Below are 22,834 nucleotides of genomic sequence, written 5' to 3' on the forward strand. Positions count from 1 at the left end.
GTACGGCGGTGGTTTGCGACCCGCCGTGCGTAATCCCGTTCGCCGACGGCAATCCGGTGCCCGACGCATGCGCGGCCTATCAGCACAGGGAGCCGTCAATCCGTAAGCTGTGCCACGTCAGACGGTTGGCAGCGGAGTGGGGCCTCCCCACCGCAGGTAGGGGACGGACATGGCGATGATGCGGCTCCGACGCGAGGACCCGCGTGTCGTCGGGACGTTCCGGCTTCACCGCCGGCTCGGCGCGGGCGGGATGGGCGTGGTCTATCTCGGATCGGACAAGCGCGGACAGCGGGTCGCGCTGAAGGTGATCCGCCCGGACCTGGCGGAGGATCAGGAGTTCCGCTCGCGGTTCGCGCGCGAGGTCTCGGCGGCCCGGCGTATCCGCGGCGGCTGCACCGCCCGGCTGGTGGCGGCCGATCTCGACGCGGACCGGCCCTGGTTCGCCACCCAGTACGTCCCCGGCCCGTCCCTCCACGACAAGGTCAACGAGGAAGGGCCGCTGTCCCCCGCGCAGGTCGCCTCGATCGGCGCCGCGCTGTCCGAGGGCCTGCTCGCCGTCCACGACGCGGGCGTGGTGCACCGCGACCTCAAGCCGTCCAACATCCTGCTGTCGCCCAAGGGGCCACGGATCATCGACTTCGGTATCGCGTGGGCCACCGGCGCCAGCACCCTGACGCACGTCGGCACCGCCGTCGGCTCGCCGGGCTTCCTCGCGCCGGAACAGGTGCGCGGGGCCGCGGTGACGCCCGCGACGGACATCTTCGCGCTGGGTGCCACGCTCGCCTACACCTGCACCGCCGACTCGCCCTTCGGCCAGGGCAGTTCCGAGGTCATGCTCTACCGCGTGGTGCACGAGGAGGCCCAACTGGCGGGGGTGCCTGACGCACTGGCACCACTGCTCGCCTCCTGTCTCGCCAAGGACCCGGCGGACCGCCCGAGCACCCTGTCACTGTCGCTACGGCTGAAGGAGATCGCCGCCCGCGAGGCGCACGGCCTGTCGAGCGGCCCCCTGGAGGGTGAGCCGGCCGGCGGGGCGAGCGGCTGGAGCCATGGGGAGCGCCGGACGGCGGACCGGCCGACGGGGCAGCGTGCCGAGGAGTACGCACGTCAGCGCACCGAGCGGCGGGCGACGGGCACCTCCACGCCGAGACCGCAGGCGAGCCGGCCCCCGTCGCCGCGGGAGGCCACTCCCCGGCCCGCCGGACCGGCCTCCGGTGCCGGGTCACGGCCACGGCCCGGCGGACGGCGCTCGGGGCGCGTTCCGGCGGCGCGGCCCGGTCGCAGCGGGGCGCGCTCCTCGGTGCGTACGACGTCGGGAGGGCGCCGGCCCGGTCCCGACCGCAAGCTGCTCCGGCAGCGCATCATCGTCTTCGTGACGGTGACGCTGCTGGTGGCGCTCGGTATCGCGGCGGCGCAGGGCTGCCAGGGCCCGGCGCGCGGGATGGGCGGGGACCGGCCGGGGCCGGTCACCCGCGCCGAGACCGGTCACGCACCGGGCGACGGCTTGGACACCGGCCGCTCCGTGGCCGGGCGGACGGGAAGCTGACCGCAGGGGGCTCGCGCGGTCCTGTGGCCGGTCGGAGCTTCTCGCCGGCCGGTCAGGACTCCGGACGGCCCGTCGCGACGGCGTAGAAGGCGACCGCGGCGGCCGCGCCGACGTTGAGCGAGTCCACGCCGTGCGCCATCGGGATACGGACCCATTCGTCGGCGGCACGCAGGGCTCCGGTGGTCAGGCCGCCGCCCTCCGCGCCGAGCATCAGGGCAGCACGCTCCAGTGTGTGCGGGGCGGCCTCGTCCATCGCGGTCGCCTGCTCGGCCGGGGTCAGCGCCAGCAGCTTGAAACCCGCCTCCCGTACCACCGCCAGGTCCCGGGGCCAGCTCTCCAGGCGGGCGTACGGCACGGAGAACACCGCGCCCATGGAGACCTTCACCGAGCGGCGGTAGAGCGGATCCGCGCAGTCCGGGGAGAGCAGCACCGCGTCCATGCCGAGGGCCGCGGCGCTGCGGAAGATCGCCCCGATGTTGGTGTGGTCGTTGACCGCCTCCATCACCACGATCCGGCGCGCCGTGCCGAGAAGTTCCGTGGCCTCGGGCAGGGTCTTGCGCTGCATGGACGCCAGGGCGCCGCGGTGGACGTGGTAGCCCGTCACGCGCTCGGCGAGGTCGGGGCTGACGGCGTAGACCGGTGCAGGGACCTCGTCGATGACATCGCGCATGACGTCGACCCACTTGGCCGAGAGCAGCATGGACCGCATCCGGTAGCCGGCGTGCTTCGCGCGGCGGATGACCTTCTCGCCCTCGGCGATGAAGAGCCCCTCGGCGGGCTCGCGCCGACGCCGCAGCTCGACGTCGGTGAGGCCGGTGTAGTCGCTCAGGCGCGGGTCGTCCGGGTCATCGACGGTGATGATTTCTGCCACGGGAAGATAGTGCCTTGTCGGTGTCGAGGTTCCCATGCCGCGTACGGCATCGGCTGCTTGCGGGAACGGGCGGCTACTCGGGGGACGGTGCGCTGACGCCGACGACGTCCCCGACGACGATGACCGCCGGGGGACGGATGCCTTCGGCCCGTACGGTCTCACCGAGGGTCGCGAGGGTGGCATCGACCCTGCGCTGCGCGGCGGTGGTGCCCTCCTGCACGACAGCGGCCGGGGTGTCGGCGGGGCGGCCGTGCTCGATGAGCTTGGCGGCGATGGCACCGCTGTTCTCCACGCCCATCAGGACGACGAGGGTGCCGCGCAGCTTGGCGAGCGCGGGCCAGTCGACCAGTGAGCGCTCGTCGTCGGGGGCGACATGGCCGCTGACGACGGTGAACTCGTGGGCCACCCCGCGGTGGGTGACGGGGATGCCCGCGGCGCCGGGGACGGAGATGGTGCTGGAGATGCCGGGGACGACCGTGCAGGAGATACCGGCCTCGGCCAGTGCCTGGGCCTCCTCCATGCCGCGGCCGAAGACGAACGGGTCGCCGCCCTTGAGGCGGACCACGGCCTTGCCCGCCTTGGCGTGCTCGATCAGGGCGTTGTTGATCGCTTCCTGGGCCATGAAACGGCCGTAGGGGATCTTCGCGGCGTCGATGACCTCGACATGCGGCGGGAGTTCGGCCAGCAGATCGCGGGGGCCGAGCCGGTCGGCGATGACGACGTCCGCCTCGGCGAGCAGGCGGCGGCCGCGCACGGTGATCAGATCGGGGTCGCCGGGTCCGCCGCCCACCAGGGCCACGCCCTTGGCGCGGCTGCGGTGGTGCGGGGCGGCCAGGGTGCCCTCGCGCAGCCCCTCGACGATGGCGTCGCGGACGCCGGCGGAGCGGCGCGGGTCGCGGCCGGTGAGCACCGCGACGGTGACGCCCTCGCTGTGGCCGGTGGCCGGGGTCCAGGCGGTGGCGGCCTCCGCGTCGTCCGCGCGGACGCACCACACCCGGCGGTCCTCGGCCTCCTGGGACGCCGCCGTGTTGGCGGCGGGATCGTCGGTGGAGATCAGCGCGTACCAGGCCCCGTCGAGGTCACCGGCCTCGTAGCGGCGACGCTCCCAGCGGATCTCCCCGGTGTCGGCCATCGCCTCGACGGAGGGCGTGGCGGAGGGCGAGATCAGCAGGACGTCGGCGCCGGCGGCGATGAGCGAGGGGAGCCGGCGCTGCGCGACCTGGCCGGCGCCGAGGACGACCACGCGACGGCCGGACAGCCGCAGTCCGACGGGGTAGGCAGCGTGTTCGGCGACGTGCTCAGCCATGGTGGTACGGCTCCTTGTGCGGGTGATGCGAGTACGGCGACTGGCTCAGCCACTGCGGCTCTGGAGCGGCTGGAGGGGGTCGTACGGCCCCGGGGCGGTACGTGAGGAGTGATGGCCCCGGCCCACAGCCTATGGGGCTGCGGGCCGGGGGTCATGCGCGGGCGGGCCGCAGGTCAGCTCTTCTCCGTCACACCGGCGGAGTCGAAGGTGGCGACCTCGTGCATGGCGCGGGCGGCACTCTGCACCACGGGGAGGGCCAGCAGCGCGCCGGTGCCCTCACCGAGGCGCAGGTCGAGATCGACCAGCGGGCGCAGGCCGAGCTTGGTCAGGGCCGCGACATGGCCGGGCTCAGCGCTGCGGTGACCGGCGATGCAGGCTGCCAGGGCCTCGGGGGCGACGGCGCGGGCCACCAGAGCCGCGGCGCCGGCGCTGACGCCGTCCAGGATGACCGGGGTGCGCAGCGAGGCGCCGCCGAGGATCAGACCGACGAGGGCGGCGTGCTCCAAGCCGCCGACCGCGGCGAGGACGCCGATGGGGTCGGCCGGATCGGGCTGGTGGAGTTCCAGGGCGCGGCGGACCACATCGACCTTGCGGGCGTGGGTCTCGTCGTTGATGCCCGTGCCCCGGCCGGTGACCTCGACCGGGTCGACGCCGGTGTAGACCGCGATCAGCGCGGCCGAGGTGGTGGTGTTGGCGATGCCCATCTCGCCCGTCAGCAGCGCCTTGTTACCGGCCGCGACGAGGTCGCGGGCGGTGTCGATGCCGACCTCGATCGCCTTCAGCACGTCCTCGTGGGACATCGCCGGGCCGACGGTGAAGTCGTCGGTGCCGGGGCGGACCTTGCGGGGCAGCAGCCCCGGGGTGGCGGGAAGGTCACCCGCCACGCCGACGTCCACCACGCACACCTCGGCGCCCACCTGATTGGCGAAGGCGTTGCAGACCGCGCCGCCGCCGAGGAAGTTGGCGACCATCTGGCCGGTGACCTCCTGAGGCCACGGCGTCACGCCCTGGGCGTGCACCCCGTGGTCGCCGGCGAAGATCGCGACGGCGGCCGGCTCGGGGATCGGCGGCGGGCACTTGCGGGACAACCCGCTCAGCTGCGCGGAGATGATCTCCAGCATGCCCAGCGCCCCGGCGGGCTTGGTCATCCGCTTCTGCCGCTCCCATGCCTCGCCGAGCGCCTTGGCGTCCAGCGGGCGGATGCCCTGCAGGGTTTCCTGGAGCAGGTCGTGCGGGGCCTCGCCGGGCAGCGCCCGGCGTCCGTACGTCTCCTCGTGGACGACCCAGGACAGCGGCCGGCGCTTGGCCCAGCCGGCCTGCATCAGCTCCGGCTCGTCCGGGAACTCGTCGACGAAGCCGATGCAGAGGTAGGCGACGACTTCGAGGTGCTCGGGCAGGCCCAGTTCGCGGACCATCTCCCGCTCGTCGAAGAAGCTCACCCAGCCGACGCCCAGGCCCTCGGCGCGAGCCGCGAGCCAGAGGTTCTCCACGGCGAGCGCGGAGGAGTACGGGGCCATCTGCGGCTGGGTGTGGCGTCCGAGGGTGTGCCGGCCGCCCCGGGTGGAGTCGGCGGTGACGACGATGTTCACCGGCGTTTCGAGGATCGCCTCGATCTTCAGCTCGCGGAACTGCTTGGCGCGCGCCTTGGGCAGCGACTTGGCGTACGCCTCCCGCTGCGCCGTGGCGAGTTGGTGCATCTTCTCGCGGGTCTCGTCCGAGCGGATGACGACGAAGTCCCAGGGCTGGGAGTGGCCGACGCTCGGCGCGGTGTGCGCCGCTTCCAGGACGCGCAGCAGGACGTCGTTGGGGATGGGGTCGCCGCGGAAGCCGTTGCGGATGTCGCGGCGCTCGCGCATCACGCGGTGCACCGCGGCGCGCTCGGAGTCGTCATATCCGGTGGCCGGAGCCGGGATCGGGAGACCGCTGGGGTCCGTGCCGTGGTCCACGAGCGGGCCGTCCTGGTGCTGGGGCTGGGTGGGGAGCAGAACCTGAACGGGAGTGCCGGGGGCACCGGGCTCATCGGAAGGAGCGGCGGGGTCGTCGGGGTCGGCGGGCGGCTGCCGGCCGTCGGCCACTGCCGCGAGGTCGTCCTGCTCGGCGCCTCCGGCAGGGTCCTGGTCCTGGGAGTCCTCGTAGCCCTCGCCGAGCTGGACGAGTTCGGCGCCGTCCTGGTCCTGGGGAGGCGCGTCTGCCGAAGCGTCGTCGGCCGGGGTGTCGGCGGGCTGCTCGCCGGCCGGAGCCTCCGCCGAGGAGACGGACGGTTCCCGAACCGGTTCGGCCGCGAGGTGTTCACCCGTCGCCTGGGCGGGGATGTGCACGGCCACGGGCCGGACTTCGGCGGCCGCTTCCACATCCACGGGTGCCACATCGGCGGGTGCCGCGTCCGCGGACTCGCCGGCGGGTGCCGCCGCCTCGTCCGGGCCGGCCGGCCCGGGCTGCTCGTCGCCCGTGGTGGTCCGGGCTGCGGCCTGCTCCTCGGTGTCCGCGGGGGCCTCGTCGGCCGAGTTCTGCTGCCCTGCGGCGTCCTCGGGGTCACCGGGCTGTGCACCGGCGTCCGGGCGCTCCGCCTCGGGCTGCTCTATGACGGCATCGCCGACGCCCTCCTGAGAGGCGGGCATCGCGACGGGGCCCTGGGGGGCTGCGGCGGGCATCGACGCGGCTTCCTGGGCGGCCTCCGGAGCGGGCGCCCCGGGGTCCTCCGCGGCGGGAAGCTGCGCGGCCTCGGCGGCCTCCGCGGGCGGGCCGGCCGGGACGGCCTCGACGGCCTGCGCCTCGGCCACGGGCTGAGGCTCTTCGGCGGGCTGCTCGGCCGGGTCGGCCGCGGGCTGCGCCTCGTCGGCACCGTCCGCGTCGGTGGCCGGGGTCTCGGCTGTCGGCAGCGGCGCCTCGTCCTCGGGAGCGGTGGGGCTCTCCTCGACGGGCTGCTGCGGCGCCTCCGCGGACGCCTCGGGCTGCGGCGCGTCGGCGGCCTCCGGGGCCGGCGGGCTCACGGCCTCGGGGGCGTCCGCGGCCTGCGGAGCTTCGGGTGCCGGGGCAGCTTCGGGTGCCTGCGAGGCTTCCTGCGTTTCGGGGGACTCAGGAACCGTCGGTTCCGCCGCCTCCTGCGCTTCGGGGGTTTCCGGTGCCTCGGGCGCTTCCGGTGCGGCCGGGCCGCCCGCTTCCGCGACCGCGGCGTCCGGAAGCGCTTCCGCCACCGCGTCCTGCGGCTGAGCGAGGGCCTCCAGCGGCGCCTCGTCGGCGACTACGGCGTCGTTGTCCGCATCGGCGGTCGCGTCCTCCGCGGCCTCTTCCGCCGAGGGCTCCTCTGCCACGGGCTCCTCCGCCGCGCCCTCGGCCGGGAGCGGCTGGGGCTGCTCGGCGGGCGGCGGGGCGTCCTGCGGCGCGGGGGCGGCGGGCGCCTCGGCGGCCTGCGCGACGGGGGCCTCGGGGGTCGCGGTTTCCTCGACCGGGGTCGCCACGGCCTGTGCCGAGGCGTCGTTCCAGGCCGGCACCTGCGACGGGATCTCGCCGAGCTGCGGACCGGGCAACGGCCCCTGGCCCGCTGCGCCGTACGCCTGCTCGGCATAGGACTGCCCGCCGTAGGGCTGCTCGCCGTAGGACGGTGCCGCGAAGGCCTGCTCGACGTACGCCACGTCGTGGAAGGACTGCCCGGCGGACGGCTGCGCGTCACCGGTGAGGCCCTGCGTCACGGCGCCTGCGGGCTGCTCGCCCGCCGCGGGCCCACCGGTTTGCGCGGGGGCGTCGAGGTACTCCGGGCCCGTGGCCGGCGGTCCGGCGTGCCGGGCGGCCGGCTGCGCGGGTGCGCCCGCAGGACCGCGGTCGGCGAGCGAACGGACCACGCCGCCGGTCGCGTCCGGGACGGGCGGACCCATGTGGAGCGGCCGGCGCGGAGGCGTGGCCTGCGCGGGCGCCTGGGCACGGCTCTGCTGGGGCGCGGTCGGCTGCGGGATGCGCACGGCACCGAGGTCGACGGAACCGGAATCCCGGCCGCCGCTCTCGTGGTCGCCGGCCGGGGCGGGCATCGGCGCGAAGCCCGCGGCAGACGGGTCGGCCTCGAACGGCGCGCTCTGCTCCGGTGCGTTCGGCTGCGGCAGCGGCTGCTGTGCCTGCTGCTCGCTCCACGCGCCCTGGGCGCTCGGCATCAGCAGCAGATCGTCGTCCTCGGGGGCGCCGTCGGCCGGGTCGAGGTAGGGGTAGGCGTCCGGCGGCGTGACCATGCCCGGTTGCTCCATCGGTCCGGCGTCGGCAGGGGAGGAAGCGGCCGCCGGCTGCGGCTGCCCGGGATGTCCGCCTGCGTTCTCCGGCTGCCCCTCGCCCGGGACCTGGCCGGTGTCGGTCATGCGTACCCCTCGCCCATTGGTAGTGCTCCTTCCAACCGCTCGTGCGACGCGCTCGACCGGGGACGCGCCGACGCTCATAGCTAGAACGAGCGAGCACGTCTCGCGGCACGTCCGCCCTCTAGAGCTTCATATTCGGCCAAAACCACGGCTTTTTCCGGATATTGGCGTACGAAGCCGAACGCGGAACGGCGGCGCAACGATCCGCCAGCCTACCCTCCGCGGGTTGCCGTACAGGTCAAGGGTGTGGAACGCGATAGCCGCTGAGCAGAAAGACGACGGAGCGCTCGCGTTCGACCCAGACGGAAGTGTCCAGGTCCACGGACTGCAGCAGCGCGCACTCGACTTCGTAGCCGCCGTCCGCCAGCGCCTTGCCGATCGCCTCGGCCTCGTCGCGGGTCGCCGCGTGGGTGACGATCCGCTCCGGGCGGCGCGCCGCGCAGGCGGTGACGACCGCCGCTCCCCCACCGCCGACCCGCACCACGTCGGGCTCCGGCAGGTCTTCGAGGATCTGCGGCGCGCGGCCGTGCACGACCTGGAGTTGGACGCCGTAGCGGCGGGCGACCGCGGCGGTGCGCCCGCAGGCTTCCGGGTCGGCGTCCACCGCGATGACGGCGGCGCCGAACCGCGCGGCCTCCACGGCGGCCGCTCCGCTGCCGGCGCCGATGTCCCAGACCAGATCGCCCACCCGTGGTCCCAGGCGGGCGAGTTGAGCGGACCTCAGCTGGACCGACTCGCCCTCGCCGAGGGCGCCGCCGTACGCACCGGCCGGAAGTCCCCAGCCGCGCGGGCCGGTCGGGTGCCCCACCTCGTGGGCGGCGATCCAGCCGGTCCCCTGGGCGGCGGCGCCGGCGGGCGACCCGCCGACGACGATGACGACGTTGGGGTCGCGCCAGACGTGGTCGGCGGCCTTGTCGGATGTGAGGACTGTCACCTGCTCGCGGTCGGTGCCCAGTTCCTCGCAGATGACGAAGGTGCGGTGCACACCGCCCAGCAGAAGCGCGAGTTCGGCGGGCCCCGCACCGGGCGAGGTGAGCACCGCAACCTTGCTGTACGCGCGGCAGACGTTCACCGCACGGCGCAGCTCACGGCTGTTGGCCACCACGATCTGGGCGTCGTCCCAGGGCATTCCGGCGCGGGCGAAGGCGGCGGCGACGGAGGAGACGGCGGGGACGACTTCGACTTCCAGGCCGTGTTCGGGGGCCCTGAGGGTGCGTACGACGCCGAAGAAGCCGGGGTCGCCGTCGGCGAGGACGACGGCGGTGCCGCGGTGCTGGGCGATGCGACGGGCGGCGAGCGTCACGCTGCCGAGCCGGATCCGCTCGGCCTTCGGCGGGACTTCGGGCAGTGCGAGGTGGTGGGCGGCTCCGGCGACCAGCGTCGCGGCGCCGAGGGCGGAGCGGGCGGCGTCGGTCAGCGGAGAGCCGTCCCATCCGATCACCGTGACCCGGTCGGCCATGCTCGTCAGACTCCTGGGGGCTGCTTGTGGGTGCGCGCGAGGACACGAGTTCCGTGGTGTGTGGGGCGCCGGTCCTCGCCGGTGGCGAAGGGCGGCAGGCCGAGACTACCTCGCGAGGTCCGGACCCGAGCGAGGGCGTGGGGTCAATTCCACCCGGGGTAGGTGAAACCGTTGGCGTCGGCCAGCCGGGCGGGAAGGCCGTCGAGGTCCTCGGGCAGCAGGCTCCACACGATCAGATCCGTACGGATGTCCGTCCAGCCGCCGTCCTCGGTGCGGCTGCGGGCTATCCAGGCGTTGCGCAGCACGCCCTCGCTGATGCAGCCGATCTTCTGGGCGACCTGCTGGGAGGCGGTGTTGTCGGCGGCCGTGCGCAGCTCGACGCGCTCGAACTCCAGGTCCCGGAAGAGCCACTGCGCGACCGCGAGGACCGATTCGCAGGCGTAGCCCTCACCGCGCGCCCAAGGGGCCGTGACGTAGCCGATCTCGGTGCTGCGCACCCGCCAGTCGGTGCGGTCGACGTGGATGGTGCCGACCAGCCGCTGGGTGAGAAATTCGGTGACCGCCAGGGCGATGCCGCGGCCCTGGGTGCGGACCGCGGCGGCCTTGCGGGTCACCCAGGCGCGGGCGTCGTCGACGGTGTACGGGTGCGGCACGGTCGTCCAGGCGGTGACGAGTTCGTCGGTCATCATCTCGGCGAGGGCGGGCACGTCGGCCTCCTCGAAGGGGCGCAGCACCAACCGGTCCGTGCTGATGGAGATGTCCGGAAAGGTGGATGTCATGCCGCTGCTCCAACGCCGTTGACCGTGGTGCTCCGGGAACGTCACGGGCCGTTCATGCCGTGAAGTCACGGGCCGCCCTGACCGTCTTGAGTGCACCAGCATGCAGCATCTGCCTGCGGATGTGCCACGCGCAGGGCCCCGGACGCGCACTGCACGTCCGGGGCCCACGGTGCGGCGAAGCGGAAGACCGTCCTTCGACGGGCCGCCCGCGAGGCGGGGTCAGCTCTTGGCGGGGCCGAAGGCCGGGATGACCGAGCCGTCCTTGTACTTGTCCTGGAGGAACTTCTTGACCTCGGGGGAGTTCAGGAGCTTGGCGAGCTTCTTGATCCGCGGGTCGTCCTCGTTGCCCTTCTTGACGGCCAGGAAGTTGGCGTAGGGGTTGTCCTCCGCCTTCTCCAGGGCCAGCGCGTCGGTGGAGGGCTTGAGCTTGGCGCCGATGGCGAAGTTGCCGTTGATGATCGCGGCGTCGACGTCGTCGATGCGCGGCGCGGTCTGGGCGGCCTCCAGCTCGGTGATCTTGATGCCCTTGTCGTCCTTGACGTCCGTCAGCTTGGCGTCCGAGCCGACGCCGGGCTTGAGGGTGATCACGCCGTTGTCGGCGAGCAGCTTGAGCGCACGGCCCTCGTTGGAGGGGTCGTTGGGGACCGAGACGGTGCTGCCCGCCTTGAGCTCGGAGAGCTTGTCGAGCTTCTTGGAGTAGACGCCGAGCGGCTCGATGAGCACGTTCTGGACGGGCACGATGTGCGTGCCGTTCTCCTTGTTGAAGGTGTCGAGGAACGGCTTGTGCTGGAAGAAGTTGGCGTCGACCTGGCCGTCGTCGGTGACCTTGTTGGGGATCTTGTAGTCGTTGAACGGCTTGACGACCAGCTTCAGCCCCGCCTTGTCCGCCAGCTTGTTCTTGACGAAGTCCAGGATGGCGCCGTGCGGCGTGGGGCTGGCGGCGACGACGAGGGGCGCGTTCTTGTCGCCCTTGTCGCCGGCGGTCGTGTCGGAGGGGGCGCTGCAGGCGCTCGCGCCGAGGGCGACGGCGGAAGCGGCGGCCACGGCCACGGAGATCTTTACGGTGTTGCGCACGAAGAGTGCCTCTTTCCGGTTCGCGCGAGCGGGGTCGCGCGTGGTGTACACCCGGCAAAGGGTCCGGGCTCTTGGGTGATGCGGTGGGTACGGGTGGTGCGGGAGGGCCCGCGGATCAGGCGGTTTCCCCCGCGGCGAGGGCCGGCTCCTCGGTGACGCGCCGCGCCCGGCGCAGGCCGACGCGTGCGGAGCCGCGGGTGCCCCGGCCGGCGAGCCGCCGGACGACGAGGTCGCCGAGCAGCTGCACGACGGTGACGAGGACGATCAGCTCCACGACAGTGGTGATCATCAGCGAGGTCTCGTACTGCTGGTAGCCGTAGGTGTAGGCCAGGTTGCCCAGGCCGCCACCGCCGACCGCGCCGGCGATCGCGGAGTAGCCGATCAGCGTGATGACGGTGGTCGTGACGGCCGCCACCAGCGCCGGCAGGGCCTGCGGGAGCAGCACCTTGAACACGATGGTCCAGGTGCCGCCGCCCATGGCCTGCGCCGCCTCGACGAGGCCGTGGTCGACCTCGCGCAGCGCCGCCTCCACCAGCCGGGCGAAGAACGGGATGGCCGCGATGGCCAGGGGCACCACCGCACCGGTCGGGCCGATGGAGACGCCGACGACGATCCGGGTGAAGGGGATCAGCACGACGATCAGGATCAGGAACGGGAAGGACCGTCCGATGTTCACGATCGCGCCGACGACCTTGTTCACCACGACGTTCTGCAGGACGGCCCCACGATCGGTCAGGTGCAGCAGCACACCGACCGGGATGCCGATGAGGACGGCCCAGAACGTCGACCACCACACCATGAAGAGGGTGTCGAGAGTGTTGTCGTACAGCAGCGGCTGCATGTCGGTCCAGCTCACTTGGCACCTTCCTTCAGCAGCGCGGCGGCGGGAGCCGGGATCGCACGGTCGTTGTCGGCGGCCGCGCCTGCGGCCTCGTCGGAGTCGGCGCCTTCGGTCGTGTCGGCGTCCTCGGCCGCGTCCACCACATCGACCTGGAGACCCTGCTCGCGCAGGAAGCCGATGGGCACGACGTTCTCCTCGAAGGGGCCGGGCAGCTCGATGCGCATCCGGCCCACCTGCTTGCCGCCGACGGTGTCCATGGCGGCACCGAGGATCGAGACGTCGACGTTGTACGTGCGCGACAGCTCGGAGATCACCGGGCGGGTGGCGGCCGCGCCGTGGAAGGTGACGTCGACGACCGTACGGTCCTCGGCGGACGGCTCGCCGCCCACCGGGAACAGCTCCCGGGCGAGTTCGGAGCCGGGCGTCGCCAGAAGGTCCGCGACGGTGCCCTGCTCGACGACGCGTCCGTTCCTCATCAGCGCGGCCGAGTCGCAGATCGTCTTGACGACGTCCATCTCGTGCGTGATGAGCACGACGGTCAGCCCGAGCTTGCGGTTGAGGTCGCGCAGCAGCTGGAGGATCGAGCGGGTGGTCTCGGGGTCCAGGGCGCTGGTTGCCTCGTCGGAGAGCAGCACCTTGGGGTCGCCTGCCAGCGCGCGGGCGATGCCCACCCGCTGCTTCTGGCCGCCGGAGAGCTGCGCGGGGTACGCCTTGGCCTTGTCGGCGAGGCCGACCAGGTCCAGCAGCTCCAGGGCCTTGCGGGACCGCTCGCGGCGGTCCACCTTCAGGATCTCCAGGGGCAGTTCGACGTTGTCCTGCACGGTGCGCGACGACAGCAGGTTGAAGTGCTGGAACACCATGCCGATATGGCTGCGTGCGGCACGCAGGGCGGCGTTCGCGCGCTTCTGGTTGCCGGCGAGCGCCGTGAGGTCCTGGCCGGCAACGGTGACCGTGCCGGAGGTAGGACGCTCCAGGAGGTTGAGGCAGCGGATCAGGGTGGATTTACCGGCGCCGCTCTGTCCGATGACGCCGTACACCTCGCCCTCACGGACGTGCAGATCGACGCCGTCCAGGGCGGTGACTTCGCGGTCTCCTGAGCGGTAGACCTTGGTCAGGCCCGTTGTGGTGATCACAGGGAATTCCGTCACTGTCGTGTGCCCGGTGGCTCGCCCACCGGGCACGGGGCATTCTTGCGAGTGCGGCAGAGGAGAGACGCCGAAGGCGGCGGGCAGGGCCCGGCTCCGGGTTCCGTGACGCGGGGCGGCCGGTTCCGTCGTGGACGAAGACACGGCACAAGCAGGGTCTCGCTTCGGGGCGCGAGGCTCAGGCGGGGGCCCTCAGCGGTCACACATTCGACACAGGCAACGAGCACCGGGCGTCGTGATCGCCTCGGTCGCAGGGGTGCGGCTGCTCGTCGTGGTCATGGCGGCAAGTAAACCAGACACGAGTACGGGCCGATCAACCCAGTCCGGATAGCGGACATGGGTGACCGGTCCGTGGACAGTGGCCCTTCCGCGCTCAGTCCGCGGTGGTGATCTCCAGCCCGCCGTTCGTGGCCTGCACCGATACCGCGGACAGGTCGGGGACGACGGCGTCCGCGACCAGCTCCTCCGTCCGGTGCGTTGTGGTCAACGCCACGGTCGTCATCCCGGCGGCGCGGCCCGCCTGGAGTCCGGCCGGAGCGTCCTCGAAGACCACGCAGTGGGCCGGGTCCACACCGAGCCGCCGGGCGCCGAGCAGGAAGGGCTCCGGGTCCGGCTTGCCGCGGGTGATGTCGTCGGCCGAGACCAGGTGCTTGGCACGCACCCCGACCTCGGCCAGCCGGGCCTCGGCCAGCCGGCCCGTGGCGGAGGTGACGACCGCCCACCGGTCCGCGGGCACGCTCTCCAGCAGGGCGCGGGTCCCGGGCAGCAGGACCACTCCGCCAGCGGCGTCCTCGATCTCCAGCTGCTCGATCCGGGCCAGCGCCTCGGGCACCCGCTCGGCCGGCAGCAGATCGGCAGCGATCTCCGCCGCCGGACGGCCGTGCAGCTCGACCGCCGCGAAGTCCTCCTCGGTGATGCCGTACTCCTTCGCCCACCGGGTCCAGCAGCGGTATACGGAGTCCAGGGAGGAGATGAGGGTGCCGTCGTTGTCGAAAAGGAGCGCTTGCGCGGAGATCTTCATGTTTCACCAGCGTACGGGCGGCCACGGGGCCGGGCGCAGCCGCCCTCCGGACGCCGATTAAAGTCGCCCCATGCCCCTCTACTCCCCGGCGCGCAGCCACGCCGCACGGAGGTCCCGGTGATCGACGCACTGACGATGGTGGTCGGGGTGACCGCTCTCGCCCTGGCCGTCTGGTGCGGCTTCGCCGCGTACCGCGACCAGCCGACGAAGGACTGGCACTTCATCGGCATGGCCGCCGTTTCCCTGCTCGGCCTCGTTCAACTGGTCATCGCTGTCGTGCAGTTGGCGCGGGGCCAGTCGCCGGAGCAGGGCACCGCGATCTTCGTTTCCTATCTCCTGGGCGCCGCCGCGTGCGTACCCGCGACCGGGTTCATGTCCCTCGCGGAGCGCACCCGCTGGGGTTCGGCCACCGTCGCGGCGGGGGCCGTGGTGCTGGCGGTGCTGGAAGTGCGGCTGTTCGACATCTGGGGAGGCGGCAGTGCCTGAGAACACCACGACCACCGCGTCGGACGGCACGGCCCCGGCGAGGCGTTCGCTCGGCACCGGCCCGGGACGCCTGCTGGTCACGCTCTACGGCGTCTTCACCGTCGCCGCCGCGTCCCGCTCGCTCTACCAGCTGATCGCACAGTTCGACCGGGCGCCGCTGGCCTACAGCCTGTCCGCGGTGTCCGCGGCCGTCTACGGCTTCATCACGTTCTCGTTGGTGCGCGGCGGCGAAGGAGCCCGCAGGGCGGCATTCGCCTGCTGCGCGCTGGAGCTGCTCGGGGTCCTGGGGATCGGCACCTGGACGCTGCTCGACCCGTCCGCCTTCCCCGATGCCACCGTCTGGTCGGACTACGGCATGGGCTATCTCTTCATCCCGATCTTCCTGCCCGTCACCGGTCTGATCTGGCTGCGCCGGGGCCGGTCGGCGTAGCCGCCGCGCCCCGCGGGGCGCGGAATCTACGGACGGGCCCGGCGGCACACCGCGGGCCCGTCACCTCGTCGCTACGCCCCGGCCACGAACACCTCGGCGGGCTCCTTCGCCACCAGCTCCTTCTCCAGGGTGATCAGGCTCAGCCGGCGGGATACCTGCTCGGTGCCGATCGGCGCGTAGCCGCGGCTGCGGTAGAGGCGCAGATTGCCCTCGCTGCGGTGGCCGGTGAAGAGGCGGAAGCGCTTGGCCGACCGCTCGGCCGTCAGCCGCTCCTCGACCGCGGCGAGCAGCCGGCCGCCGAGTCCGTGGCGCTGCAGCCGGGGGTGCACGATGAGCTTGGCTATGGCGGCGGTGCCGTCCGCGTCGACCGTGCCGCGCACCGACCCGACCACCTCCTCGCCGAGCCGTGCCACCACGACGCAGCCCTCGCCGAGTTCGGCGCGCAGGGCGTCCAGGCTCTGGGTGAGCGGCTCGATGCCGTAGTCGTCGTACAGCGCGGCTTCCTGCTGATAGCAGAGGTACTGGAGTTTGAGGATCTGCTCGGCGTCCTGGTCGGTCGCCGCAGAGATGGTCACGCTCGTGCCCATGCGCGTATGCCTCCCCTTTTCGGTTCGCTGGTCCGGGCCCGCTGAGGGTGGAGGGTGCCGCGCCCGGAGCTGTGTGCCCTGACCGACGGCGCCATGGGTGTCACGCCGCCGCCGTGGCAGGACTGCCACCGCTCCTCCGTCAGTCCCCGGATTCGTGCAGCGGCAATCTTTGCCGCGAGCATTCTGCGCAGGCATTCGGGACAAGGGGAACGGACCGGCCCCCTGCTCTCCTGTGACATTCCCAACTCAGATGAGAAGACAGGAGGAGCGGGCGCCGGTCCGGGGGTGGTGGGGCCCTCGACGCGGTCGAGGTGGTCAGCCCCTGCGGAACTCCGCGGCCGCCAGCAGCGCGGTGTCGGGGTTGTCGGAGAAGAGGCCGTCGATGCCGGTGGCGAGGTAGGCCTTGAAGACGCCCAGGGCGTCGCCGTAGGCGTTCGGGTCGGTGCCGCGGCGGTGGTCGGCCGGCAGGAAGGTGTTCTCGTTGCGGACGGTGTACGGGTGCAGGACCAGCCCGGCGGCATGGGCGTCGGCGACGACGGAGGTGGGCTCGCCCAGCTTGCCGTCCTTGTCGCGCGGGATGATCACCGTGAGGTCGGGGCCGATGCCCTGGGCGAAGCCGGCGATCCACTTCAGGCCCTCGGGCGTGACCAGATCGGCGACCGTGCGCGGGTCACCGGCCTCGACGAAGTCCCAGGGCCTGCTGGTGAGCGTGGAGAGCAGGACGACCTTGGGGCAGTCGACCAGCCGGTCCAGCCGCTGGATGCTGTCCGGCTCGAAGGACTGCAGGAAGTTCGGGGAGTTCTTCTTGTGCCGTCCGTGCGCACGCAGCGCCTTCGCCACCCGCTCCTCCAGGCCGAGGCCCAGCTTGCGGAAGTAGGTGGGGTGCTTGGTCTCGATGTGCAGCCAGACACGGCGGCCCCGCTTGCGGCCCTCGCGTTCGGCCCACTGCAGCACCTCCTCGAAGGAGGGGACCTCCCACCGGCCGTCGTAGAGGGTGTTGTGCTGCCGGGTGCCCGGAATGCGCTCCTTGGCCCGCAGGGTCTTGATCTCGGCGAGGGTGAAGTCCTCGGTGAACCAGCCGGTGAGCTTCACGCCGTCGACGGTCTTGGTCGTCCTGCGGTCCGCGAACTCGGGATGCGCCGAGACATCGGTGGTGGCGGTGATGTCGTTCTCGTGGCGGCAGACCAGGTGCCCGTCCTTGGTGGGTACGAGGTCCTGTTCGATGACGTCCGCGCCCATGTCCAGGGCGAGTTGGTAGGAGCCGAAGGTGTGCTCGGGCCGGTAGCCGCTGGCGCCGCGGTGGCCGACGACGAGCGGCACCGGCAGCTCGTGGCCCCGGCCGCCCCGTTCGCCGGCGCTCGCGCGGCCGGCTCCGCCCAGTACCGCCGCGCCCGCGCCGAGTGCCGCCGCTCCCAGCACCGTGCGCCGTCCCGGCTGCTGCCGCTTCTGCATGCCCGTGCTCCTTGCTGTGAGGTGTCCGGGAGTATGTCCGGTCATTCCAGGTGATTCGCATGTGTCCCGCACCTGTCAACGGGACGGGGTGATCGTAGGCACGGACGGGCCGCGTCGGGGAGACGCGGGACGACTTCCGGGAGAAGATGGAGGTAACACGCGTCAACTCTGCGTATCGACCGTGTGAACCCGACGTGCGAGGCGGGACAACCCGCGAGTATCGTCCTGGGCTGCAGAAACTCTGCGCTTGCTCGATCTGACCACCCACGACCCGGAGGGCCCGTTGTCCCGCATTGTGCTGAAGGCGATTCTCGGATTCGTCATGCGTGTCCTGTACCGCCCGAAGGTGGAGGGCATGGAGCGCATCCCGGGCAGTGGGCCGGTGATCCTCGCCGGTAACCACGTCACGTTCATCGACTCGCTCTTCCTCGGACTGATCGTCAAGCGCCCGGTGTTCTTCATCGGCAAGGACGAGTACGTCACCGGCACGGGCCTCAAGGGCCGGCTGATGGCCTGGTTCTTCACCAGTTCCGGCATGATCCCGGTGGACCGCGACGGCGGCCACGGTGGTGTCGCCGCCCTGATGACGGGCCGCCGCATCCTGGAGGAGGGCCGGGTCTTCGGCATCTACCCCGAGGGCACCCGCTCCCCCGACGGCCGGCTCTACCGCGGCCGTACCGGCATCGCCCGGCTGGCGCTGATGACCGGCGCGCCGGTCGTACCGTTCGCGATGATCGGCACGGACAAGGTGCAGCCCGGCGGCAAGGGCCTGCCGCGCGTCGCCCCGGTGACGGTCCGCTTCGGTGAGGCGCTGGACTTCTCCCGCTACGACGGCATGGACCGCGACCGTTACGTCCTGCGGGCCGTCACCGACGAGGTGATGAGCGACGTCATGGAGCTGTCCGGTCAGGAGTACGTCGACATCTACGCCACCAAGGCCAGGGCCGCCGCCTGACCTCCCCTTACCGCAGCAGCCGGGCCCCGTCCGTTCGTCGGACGGGGCCCGGCCGTTTCGTTGCCTCGGCGGTGCGGATCAGCAGGGCACCCGGATCCCACGGTGGGCGCGCTGCCCCTCGGGGCCCGCGGTCGACGCCCTGCGCAGTGCCGCCTCGGGACGCGGCACCTCGCTGCCGTCGGGCTGGAGCATCTGGAGCCGTTCGACGACGGAGCCGGCCCGGGCGCCGGGCGCGTCCGCGTTCTTGACCGCCACCCGGTTCAGCGGCGCGGGCGCCAGCTGCCGCTGCGCGCGGACGAACGCCACGAAGCTCTCGTAGTCCCGCTGGTGCCTGACGGCCGCGGTGAACCCGGTGAAGGCGCTGAAGCCGTCCTGGTTGATGAGGGTGTACGAGGGGGCCGCGAGGCGGTATCTGCGGGCCGGGTCGAGTGCGGTGCCGTTGATGTACACATCGGCGGGGTCGACCCGCCGTCCGACCGGACCCGACGCGTCGAACGTGTAGCGGACGTTGGCGGAGACGGCCAGGGGCGCGAAGCCGAGCCCGCCGCCCGCGGTCGGCGCCCACTGCTCCTCCAAGGCGTCGTGGATCTGCGCACCGGTGACCGTCACGGTCAGGATCGGGTCGCCGAAGCCGACCGCGTGCCATGCCTGCCCCAAGGTGACGGTGCCGCCCGTCGCCCCGTCGTGCACGAGGTCCGCGGCGATCACGGCCTGGCCGACGCGCGGCGCCACGGCGATGACGGCGAGATCCGCCGGGGCGCCCGGATCGCTTCCGGGGTCGGCCATCGCATCGGCGGGCTGCCTGCCCGCCCACAGCGCCCAGTCGGCCACCAGGTCGCCCATGGTGCTCTCCCCCGCGGCATTGCGCCGCCGGGTGAAGGAGGCGCTCTGCTTGCCGATCGGGGCGCGGGCGCGCCGGGTGGCGTAGCCCGCCCAGTAGTCGGCGATCGACCGGAGCCCGGCGTGCGGTGCCACATCCCGGGTGTTGGGGTGGTTGGTGGCGGTGGTCAGGGGCCGGATCACCTCGCCGGTGACGGGGTCGAGGCGCAGATTGATCTCGTTGACGATCTGGCCGTAGCAGCCGGCCTCGACGAACGGGCGGGGGTTGCCCTTGGGGTCGGGCACCATCATCGTGAACGCCTTGTGCCAGTGGCCGGTGACGATCGCGTCGATGTCGGGGGTGACGCGCAGGGCCAGCTCGTAGGCGGGTCCCGAGGGGTTGGTGCCGCTGGAGAAGTCGCTGCCGGCGACCGCGCCGTCGTGCATGCTGAGCACGATCGCGTTGACCCCGCGTGACTTCAGTTCCGCGGCGCAGCGGTTGGCGGTCTCCACCTCGTCCAGGGTGCGCAGCCCCGGCTGGTAGGAGCCGGGAAAGGACTCGCTGCCGATGGCGGTCAGATGGATGAACCCGATGGGCAGCCGCCGGCCGCCCCCGGCGTCCACGTACGCGATGTTGTACGGCGGGAGCACGGTCTTGCCGGTCGAGCGCCACACCATGTTGGCGCTGTAGTAGGGGAAGTCCGCGCCGTGGAAGCGGCGTCCGGTGGAGTCGGCGAAGGCGTCGTCCCGGTCAACCACCGGGAAGGGTTCGCCGTCCTCCATGTGGGAGGTGAGGAAGGTGGCGGACTTGTCGAACTCGTGGTTGCCGGCCGAGGCGAAGTCCAGCCCCATGGCGTTGAGCGCCTCGATGGTGGGCTCGTCGGCGAAGGAGGAGGCGTCGAACTCCCAGCCGGAGAAGAGGTCTCCGGGGGCGAAGAACAGGGAGTTGCGCCGGCCGGTCCGCAGTCGTTCGAGGTGGGTGGCCATGTAGGCGACCCCGCCCACGGTGTAGGTCTTGCCCCCGGCCCCGGTGATGACCGCGTTGCCGCCGGGTGCGCCCTGGAGATAGCCGTGCAGGTCGGTGATGTTGAGCAGTTGGACGTCGACGTATTCGTCGGCGGTGGCCGCGTCGCGGGCGTGTCCGGTGGCGTAGGCGTTGCTGCCGATCGCGCTGGCGGTGGCCATGGCCCCCGCCGCGGTGAAGAAGAAGCGTCGTCCGATGTCTCGCACTGCGTCACTCTCCTGAGCGGGCCGGCCGAAGGGGGACGACGGGAGAGTCTTGCGCGCCGCGCGAGACGCCGGGCCACCTGGGCGGGTACCGGGCGTGAACGGACGGGGACGGTCGCCCCCGGGGCGTGTCCCGTGGATCATTGCCGCTGCCCGCCGTCTTGATCCACAGGACACGCCAGCTCGCGCTCAGCAGGCCGGTGCTGTCCCTCGTTCGCCCGCCAGGCAGCCGCACGGGAGGGGGGCGCGCCTCCTGCCCCGGAGAGCACCGCGGCGTTGCGGGAGCGGCGGTGTGCGTTCCGCCAGGTGGGCTACGGGCGCGTCGAGGGGCCGCCGGCCGCGGAGCCGGACTCGGCCGACGCTCCGGACTCCGGCTCGCCGGCCGGCTTCGGCCGGCTGGTGCCCAGTTCCTGGCCGCGCAGCAGGAACCAGGCGGCCACCGCGGCGGACAGCAGGATCACCGCGGCCACACCGGCCGCGATGTCCAGCCCGTCGACGAAGGAGTCCTGGGCGGCCTTGATCAGCATCTGGCCCTGGGCGCCGGGGAGCTCCTCGGCCTGCTCGAAGGCTCCGCCGAGCGACTCACGGGCGGCTTCCGTGGCCTCCGGGGACAGCCCCGGCGGCACCGTGAAGCCGCGGTAGATGCCGGTGACGATGGACCCGAGCAGCGCGATGCCGAGCGCGGCGCCCAGCTCGTAGGCCGTCTCGGAGACCCCGGAGGCGGCGCCCGCCTCTTCCTTGGGGACACTGGAGAGGATCACATCGGCGGTGACGGTGAAGGAGAATCCGGCGCCGATTCCGACGACGAAGAGGATCGTGCCCAGCGCGAAGGTGCCGGTGTCGGCGTGCAGGGTCATACAGCCGGCGAGGGAGAGGCCGACCACCGCGAGGCCGCCGGAGACCACGATCCGCACGGACAGGCGCCGGGCGACATAACCGGCGGCGAGGCCCGCTCCCACCGCGCCGACGGCGGCGGGAAGTTCGGTCAGCCCGGCGTCCAGCGGTGAGCGCAGCTGGACCATCTGGAGGAACTGGGAGAGGAAGAAGACCAGTCCGGAGAGGCCCAGGATGGTCAGCAGGTCGGCCAGGACCGCCCCGGAGAAGCCCCGGTGGTGGAAGAGCTTCATGTTCAGCAGCGGCGAGCTGAGCGTGAGCTGCCGGCGGACGAACCACACGAGTGCCGCGACGCCGACGACGGCCGACAGCGCGATGTCCCAGCGGTAGCCGTGGACGGCTACTTCCTTGATGGCGTAGACGACGGCGATGATGCCCACCAGCGACAACAGCACGCTGGGGAGGTCCCAGGGGCCGGGATCGGACCTGCGGGACTCCGGGATGACCTTGGCACCGACGACCACCAACAGCGCCATCACCGGCAGGTTGATCAGGAAGACCGAACCCCACCAGAAGTGGCCCAGGAGGAAGCCGCCGAGGACCGGGCCGACGGCGGTGCCGGCCGAAGCCATCGCGCCCCAGATGCCGACCGCGAGGCTGCGCTCCTTGGGGTCGTGGAAGAGGTTGCGGATCAGCGCGAGGGTGGACGGCATCAGCGTCGCACCGGCCACGCCCAGCAGGGCGCGGGCGGCGATCATCATCTCCGGGCTGGTGGCGTAGGCGCACAGCACCGATACCGCGCCGAACGCGGTGGAGCCCACCAGCAGCAGCTTCTTGCGGCCGATCCGGTCGCCGAGACCGCCCATGGAGACCAGCAGCCCGGCGATGACGAAGGAGTAGATGTCACCGATCCACAGCAGCTGGGCCCCCGAGGGCTGCAGATCCTCGCTGAGGAACGGCGTGGCCAGACCGAGGACGGTGACGTCGACGCCGACGAGCAGGACGGCCAGGACGAGGACGGCGAGGGCGAGCCAACGGCCCGGGCGCGGTTGATCGTCCACATGGCCCGAACCCACCGGCCCTGACGCTATGGTCTCGCTCATTTCTCCATGCTCCGTCGGATGCCGCCGAGCAGCAGCTCGGCGATCGAGTGGTTGAGGTCGTTGCGGGCGACGCGCCCCTCCTGCACGGCCCAGGAGCCGGCGCCGATGAGGCCGTAGAGCGCCTCGGTGAGCCAGGCCGAGCTGAGGTCGATACGGAAGTCGCCCTCCTCCTGGCCGCGCCGGAAGAGGGCCGTGATCCTGGCGTCCAGCCGGGCCCAGCCGGCGTTGACCTCGGCGCCCTCGAAGAGCTGGTTCTCGGTGAAGAGGAAGGCCAGCACCGCGGCGACCGGTTCGGCCTCGGTGATCAGCCGGCGCAGGGCGTCGGAGGCGTTGCCGTCGTCGAGCCCGGCCGCGTCCATCGCCTGGGCGAACTGTGCGATTCCCAGCTCCTCCAGGGCCCGGATCAGCGCGTCCCGGCCGGCGAAGTGCCGGTGCAGAGTCGCGCGGCTGATGCCGGCGGCGCGGGCGATGTCGTCCATCGATGTCGTCGCCCTGCGAGCCAGCAGGGCGGCGGCTTTCCTGAGCACCTGTTCACGATCGACGGCCATGAGACACAGGCTAA

18 protein-coding genes are annotated in these 22,834 nt (G+C 72.4%); 4 read left to right on the top strand and 14 right to left on the bottom strand.

The window, feature by feature from the left end:
- The first annotated feature begins 169 nt into the window (after positions 1-169).
- Positions 170-1,546: a protein kinase gene (locus ACGFZW_RS18880; protein ID WP_393894261.1), complete on the top strand. Its 1,377-nt coding sequence runs from the start codon at positions 170-172 to the stop codon at positions 1,544-1,546.
- 52 nt (positions 1,547-1,598) lie between these two features.
- Here ACGFZW_RS18880 and ACGFZW_RS18885 read toward each other — a convergent pair whose 3' ends face one another.
- From ACGFZW_RS18885 to ACGFZW_RS18925, 9 genes are all read right to left on the bottom strand, one after another.
- Positions 1,599-2,417: a TrmH family RNA methyltransferase gene (locus ACGFZW_RS18885; protein ID WP_393894262.1), complete on the bottom strand. Its 819-nt coding sequence runs from the start codon at positions 2,415-2,417 to the stop codon at positions 1,599-1,601.
- Positions 2,418-2,490: 73 nt separating this feature from the next.
- Positions 2,491-3,723: a uroporphyrinogen-III C-methyltransferase gene (gene cobA / locus ACGFZW_RS18890; RefSeq protein WP_393894263.1), complete on the bottom strand. Its 1,233-nt coding sequence runs from the start codon at positions 3,721-3,723 to the stop codon at positions 2,491-2,493.
- Positions 3,724-3,896: 173 nt separating this feature from the next.
- Positions 3,897-8,063: a nicotinate-nucleotide--dimethylbenzimidazole phosphoribosyltransferase gene (gene cobT, locus ACGFZW_RS18895; protein ID WP_393894264.1), complete on the bottom strand. Its 4,167-nt coding sequence runs from the start codon at positions 8,061-8,063 to the stop codon at positions 3,897-3,899.
- 235 nt (positions 8,064-8,298) lie between these two features.
- Positions 8,299-9,519 (bottom strand): precorrin-6y C5,15-methyltransferase (decarboxylating) subunit CbiE, encoded by a 1,221-nt coding sequence (gene cbiE, locus ACGFZW_RS18900; RefSeq protein ID WP_393894265.1) that lies wholly within the window; start codon positions 9,517-9,519, stop codon positions 8,299-8,301.
- A 143-nt stretch (positions 9,520-9,662) separates the two neighbouring features.
- Positions 9,663-10,298: a GNAT family N-acetyltransferase gene (locus tag ACGFZW_RS18905; protein WP_393894266.1), complete on the bottom strand. Its 636-nt coding sequence runs from the start codon at positions 10,296-10,298 to the stop codon at positions 9,663-9,665.
- A 219-nt stretch (positions 10,299-10,517) separates the two neighbouring features.
- The gene (locus tag ACGFZW_RS18910; protein WP_393894267.1) at positions 10,518-11,372 is read right to left on the bottom strand and encodes a MetQ/NlpA family ABC transporter substrate-binding protein; all 855 of its coding nucleotides are present in this window, start codon (positions 11,370-11,372) and stop codon (positions 10,518-10,520) included.
- Between the two features lie 115 nt (positions 11,373-11,487).
- On the bottom strand, positions 11,488-12,228 hold the full coding sequence (locus ACGFZW_RS18915) for a methionine ABC transporter permease (protein ID WP_393894268.1): 741 nt from the start codon (positions 12,226-12,228) through the stop codon (positions 11,488-11,490).
- On the bottom strand, positions 12,225-13,346 hold the full coding sequence (locus ACGFZW_RS18920) for a methionine ABC transporter ATP-binding protein (RefSeq protein ID WP_393894269.1): 1,122 nt from the start codon (positions 13,344-13,346) through the stop codon (positions 12,225-12,227). The genes ACGFZW_RS18915 and ACGFZW_RS18920 overlap by 4 nt, the downstream gene beginning before the upstream one ends.
- A gap of 385 nt (positions 13,347-13,731) precedes the next feature.
- On the bottom strand, positions 13,732-14,379 hold the full coding sequence (locus ACGFZW_RS18925) for an HAD family hydrolase (protein WP_393894270.1): 648 nt from the start codon (positions 14,377-14,379) through the stop codon (positions 13,732-13,734).
- A gap of 117 nt (positions 14,380-14,496) precedes the next feature.
- On the opposite strand from ACGFZW_RS18925, the gene ACGFZW_RS18930 reads away from it, so the two are divergent.
- Together ACGFZW_RS18930 and ACGFZW_RS18935 are read left to right on the top strand one after the other, a co-directional pair.
- The gene (locus tag ACGFZW_RS18930; RefSeq protein WP_393894271.1) at positions 14,497-14,865 is read left to right on the top strand and encodes a hypothetical protein; all 369 of its coding nucleotides are present in this window, start codon (positions 14,497-14,499) and stop codon (positions 14,863-14,865) included.
- A complete protein-coding gene (locus ACGFZW_RS18935) occupies positions 14,858-15,295 on the top strand; it encodes a hypothetical protein (protein WP_393894272.1) in 438 nt (145 codons plus the stop codon). The genes ACGFZW_RS18930 and ACGFZW_RS18935 overlap by 8 nt, the downstream gene beginning before the upstream one ends.
- 71 nt (positions 15,296-15,366) lie before the next feature.
- On the opposite strand, the gene ACGFZW_RS18940 is transcribed toward ACGFZW_RS18935, so the two are convergent.
- Both ACGFZW_RS18940 and ACGFZW_RS18945 read right to left on the bottom strand, forming a co-directional pair.
- A complete protein-coding gene (locus ACGFZW_RS18940; protein WP_393894273.1) occupies positions 15,367-15,882 on the bottom strand; it encodes a GNAT family N-acetyltransferase in 516 nt (171 codons plus the stop codon).
- Between the two features lie 315 nt (positions 15,883-16,197).
- Positions 16,198-17,334, bottom strand: coding sequence for a glycerophosphodiester phosphodiesterase (locus ACGFZW_RS18945; RefSeq protein WP_393894274.1), 1,137 nt, complete (start codon positions 17,332-17,334; stop codon positions 16,198-16,200).
- Positions 17,335-17,617: 283 nt separating this feature from the next.
- Between ACGFZW_RS18945 and ACGFZW_RS18950 the strand changes: the two genes are divergently transcribed.
- The gene (locus ACGFZW_RS18950) at positions 17,618-18,289 is read left to right on the top strand and encodes a lysophospholipid acyltransferase family protein (protein WP_393894518.1); all 672 of its coding nucleotides are present in this window, start codon (positions 17,618-17,620) and stop codon (positions 18,287-18,289) included.
- A 78-nt stretch (positions 18,290-18,367) separates the two neighbouring features.
- Here the strand turns inward: ACGFZW_RS18950 and ACGFZW_RS18955 are convergent, their stop codons facing one another.
- The 3 genes from ACGFZW_RS18955 to ACGFZW_RS18965 form a co-directional block, all read right to left on the bottom strand.
- Positions 18,368-20,338 carry a bifunctional metallophosphatase/5'-nucleotidase gene (locus tag ACGFZW_RS18955; protein WP_393894275.1) on the bottom strand — a complete coding sequence of 657 codons (1,971 nt, stop codon included), beginning with the start codon at positions 20,336-20,338 and terminating at the stop codon, positions 18,368-18,370.
- A 308-nt stretch (positions 20,339-20,646) separates the two neighbouring features.
- Positions 20,647-22,272, bottom strand: a complete 1,626-nt coding sequence (locus ACGFZW_RS18960; RefSeq protein WP_393894276.1) for an MFS transporter — start codon at positions 22,270-22,272, stop codon at positions 20,647-20,649.
- Positions 22,269-22,820 carry a TetR/AcrR family transcriptional regulator gene (locus tag ACGFZW_RS18965; protein WP_393894277.1) on the bottom strand — a complete coding sequence of 184 codons (552 nt, stop codon included), beginning with the start codon at positions 22,818-22,820 and terminating at the stop codon, positions 22,269-22,271. Before ACGFZW_RS18965 ends, ACGFZW_RS18960 begins: the two co-directional genes overlap by 4 nt.
- Positions 22,821-22,834 lie beyond the last annotated feature (14 nt).

Source organism: Streptomyces sp. NPDC048248, assembly GCF_043201875.1.
Classification (GTDB): domain Bacteria; phylum Actinomycetota; class Actinomycetes; order Streptomycetales; family Streptomycetaceae; genus Streptomyces.

Bases quoted from the DNA above. Each gene is read 5' to 3' on its own strand.
- ACGFZW_RS18880 (WP_393894261.1), top strand. From the start codon at position 170: ATGGCGATGATGCGGCTCCGACGCGAGGACCCGCGTGTCGTCGGGACG.
- cobA (WP_393894263.1), bottom strand. From the start codon at position 3,723: ATGGCTGAGCACGTCGCCGAACACGCTGCCTACCCCGTCGGACTGCGG.
- cobT (WP_393894264.1), bottom strand. From the start codon at position 8,063: ATGACCGACACCGGCCAGGTCCCGGGCGAGGGGCAGCCGGAGAACGCA.
- cbiE (WP_393894265.1), bottom strand. From the start codon at position 9,519: ATGGCCGACCGGGTCACGGTGATCGGATGGGACGGCTCTCCGCTGACC.
- ACGFZW_RS18905 (WP_393894266.1), bottom strand. From the start codon at position 10,298: ATGACATCCACCTTTCCGGACATCTCCATCAGCACGGACCGGTTGGTG.
- ACGFZW_RS18925 (WP_393894270.1), bottom strand. From the start codon at position 14,379: ATGAAGATCTCCGCGCAAGCGCTCCTTTTCGACAACGACGGCACCCTC.
- ACGFZW_RS18940 (WP_393894273.1), bottom strand. From the start codon at position 15,882: ATGGGCACGAGCGTGACCATCTCTGCGGCGACCGACCAGGACGCCGAG.
- ACGFZW_RS18945 (WP_393894274.1), bottom strand. From the start codon at position 17,334: ATGCAGAAGCGGCAGCAGCCGGGACGGCGCACGGTGCTGGGAGCGGCG.
- ACGFZW_RS18960 (WP_393894276.1), bottom strand. From the start codon at position 22,272: ATGAGCGAGACCATAGCGTCAGGGCCGGTGGGTTCGGGCCATGTGGAC.
- ACGFZW_RS18965 (WP_393894277.1), bottom strand. From the start codon at position 22,820: ATGGCCGTCGATCGTGAACAGGTGCTCAGGAAAGCCGCCGCCCTGCTG.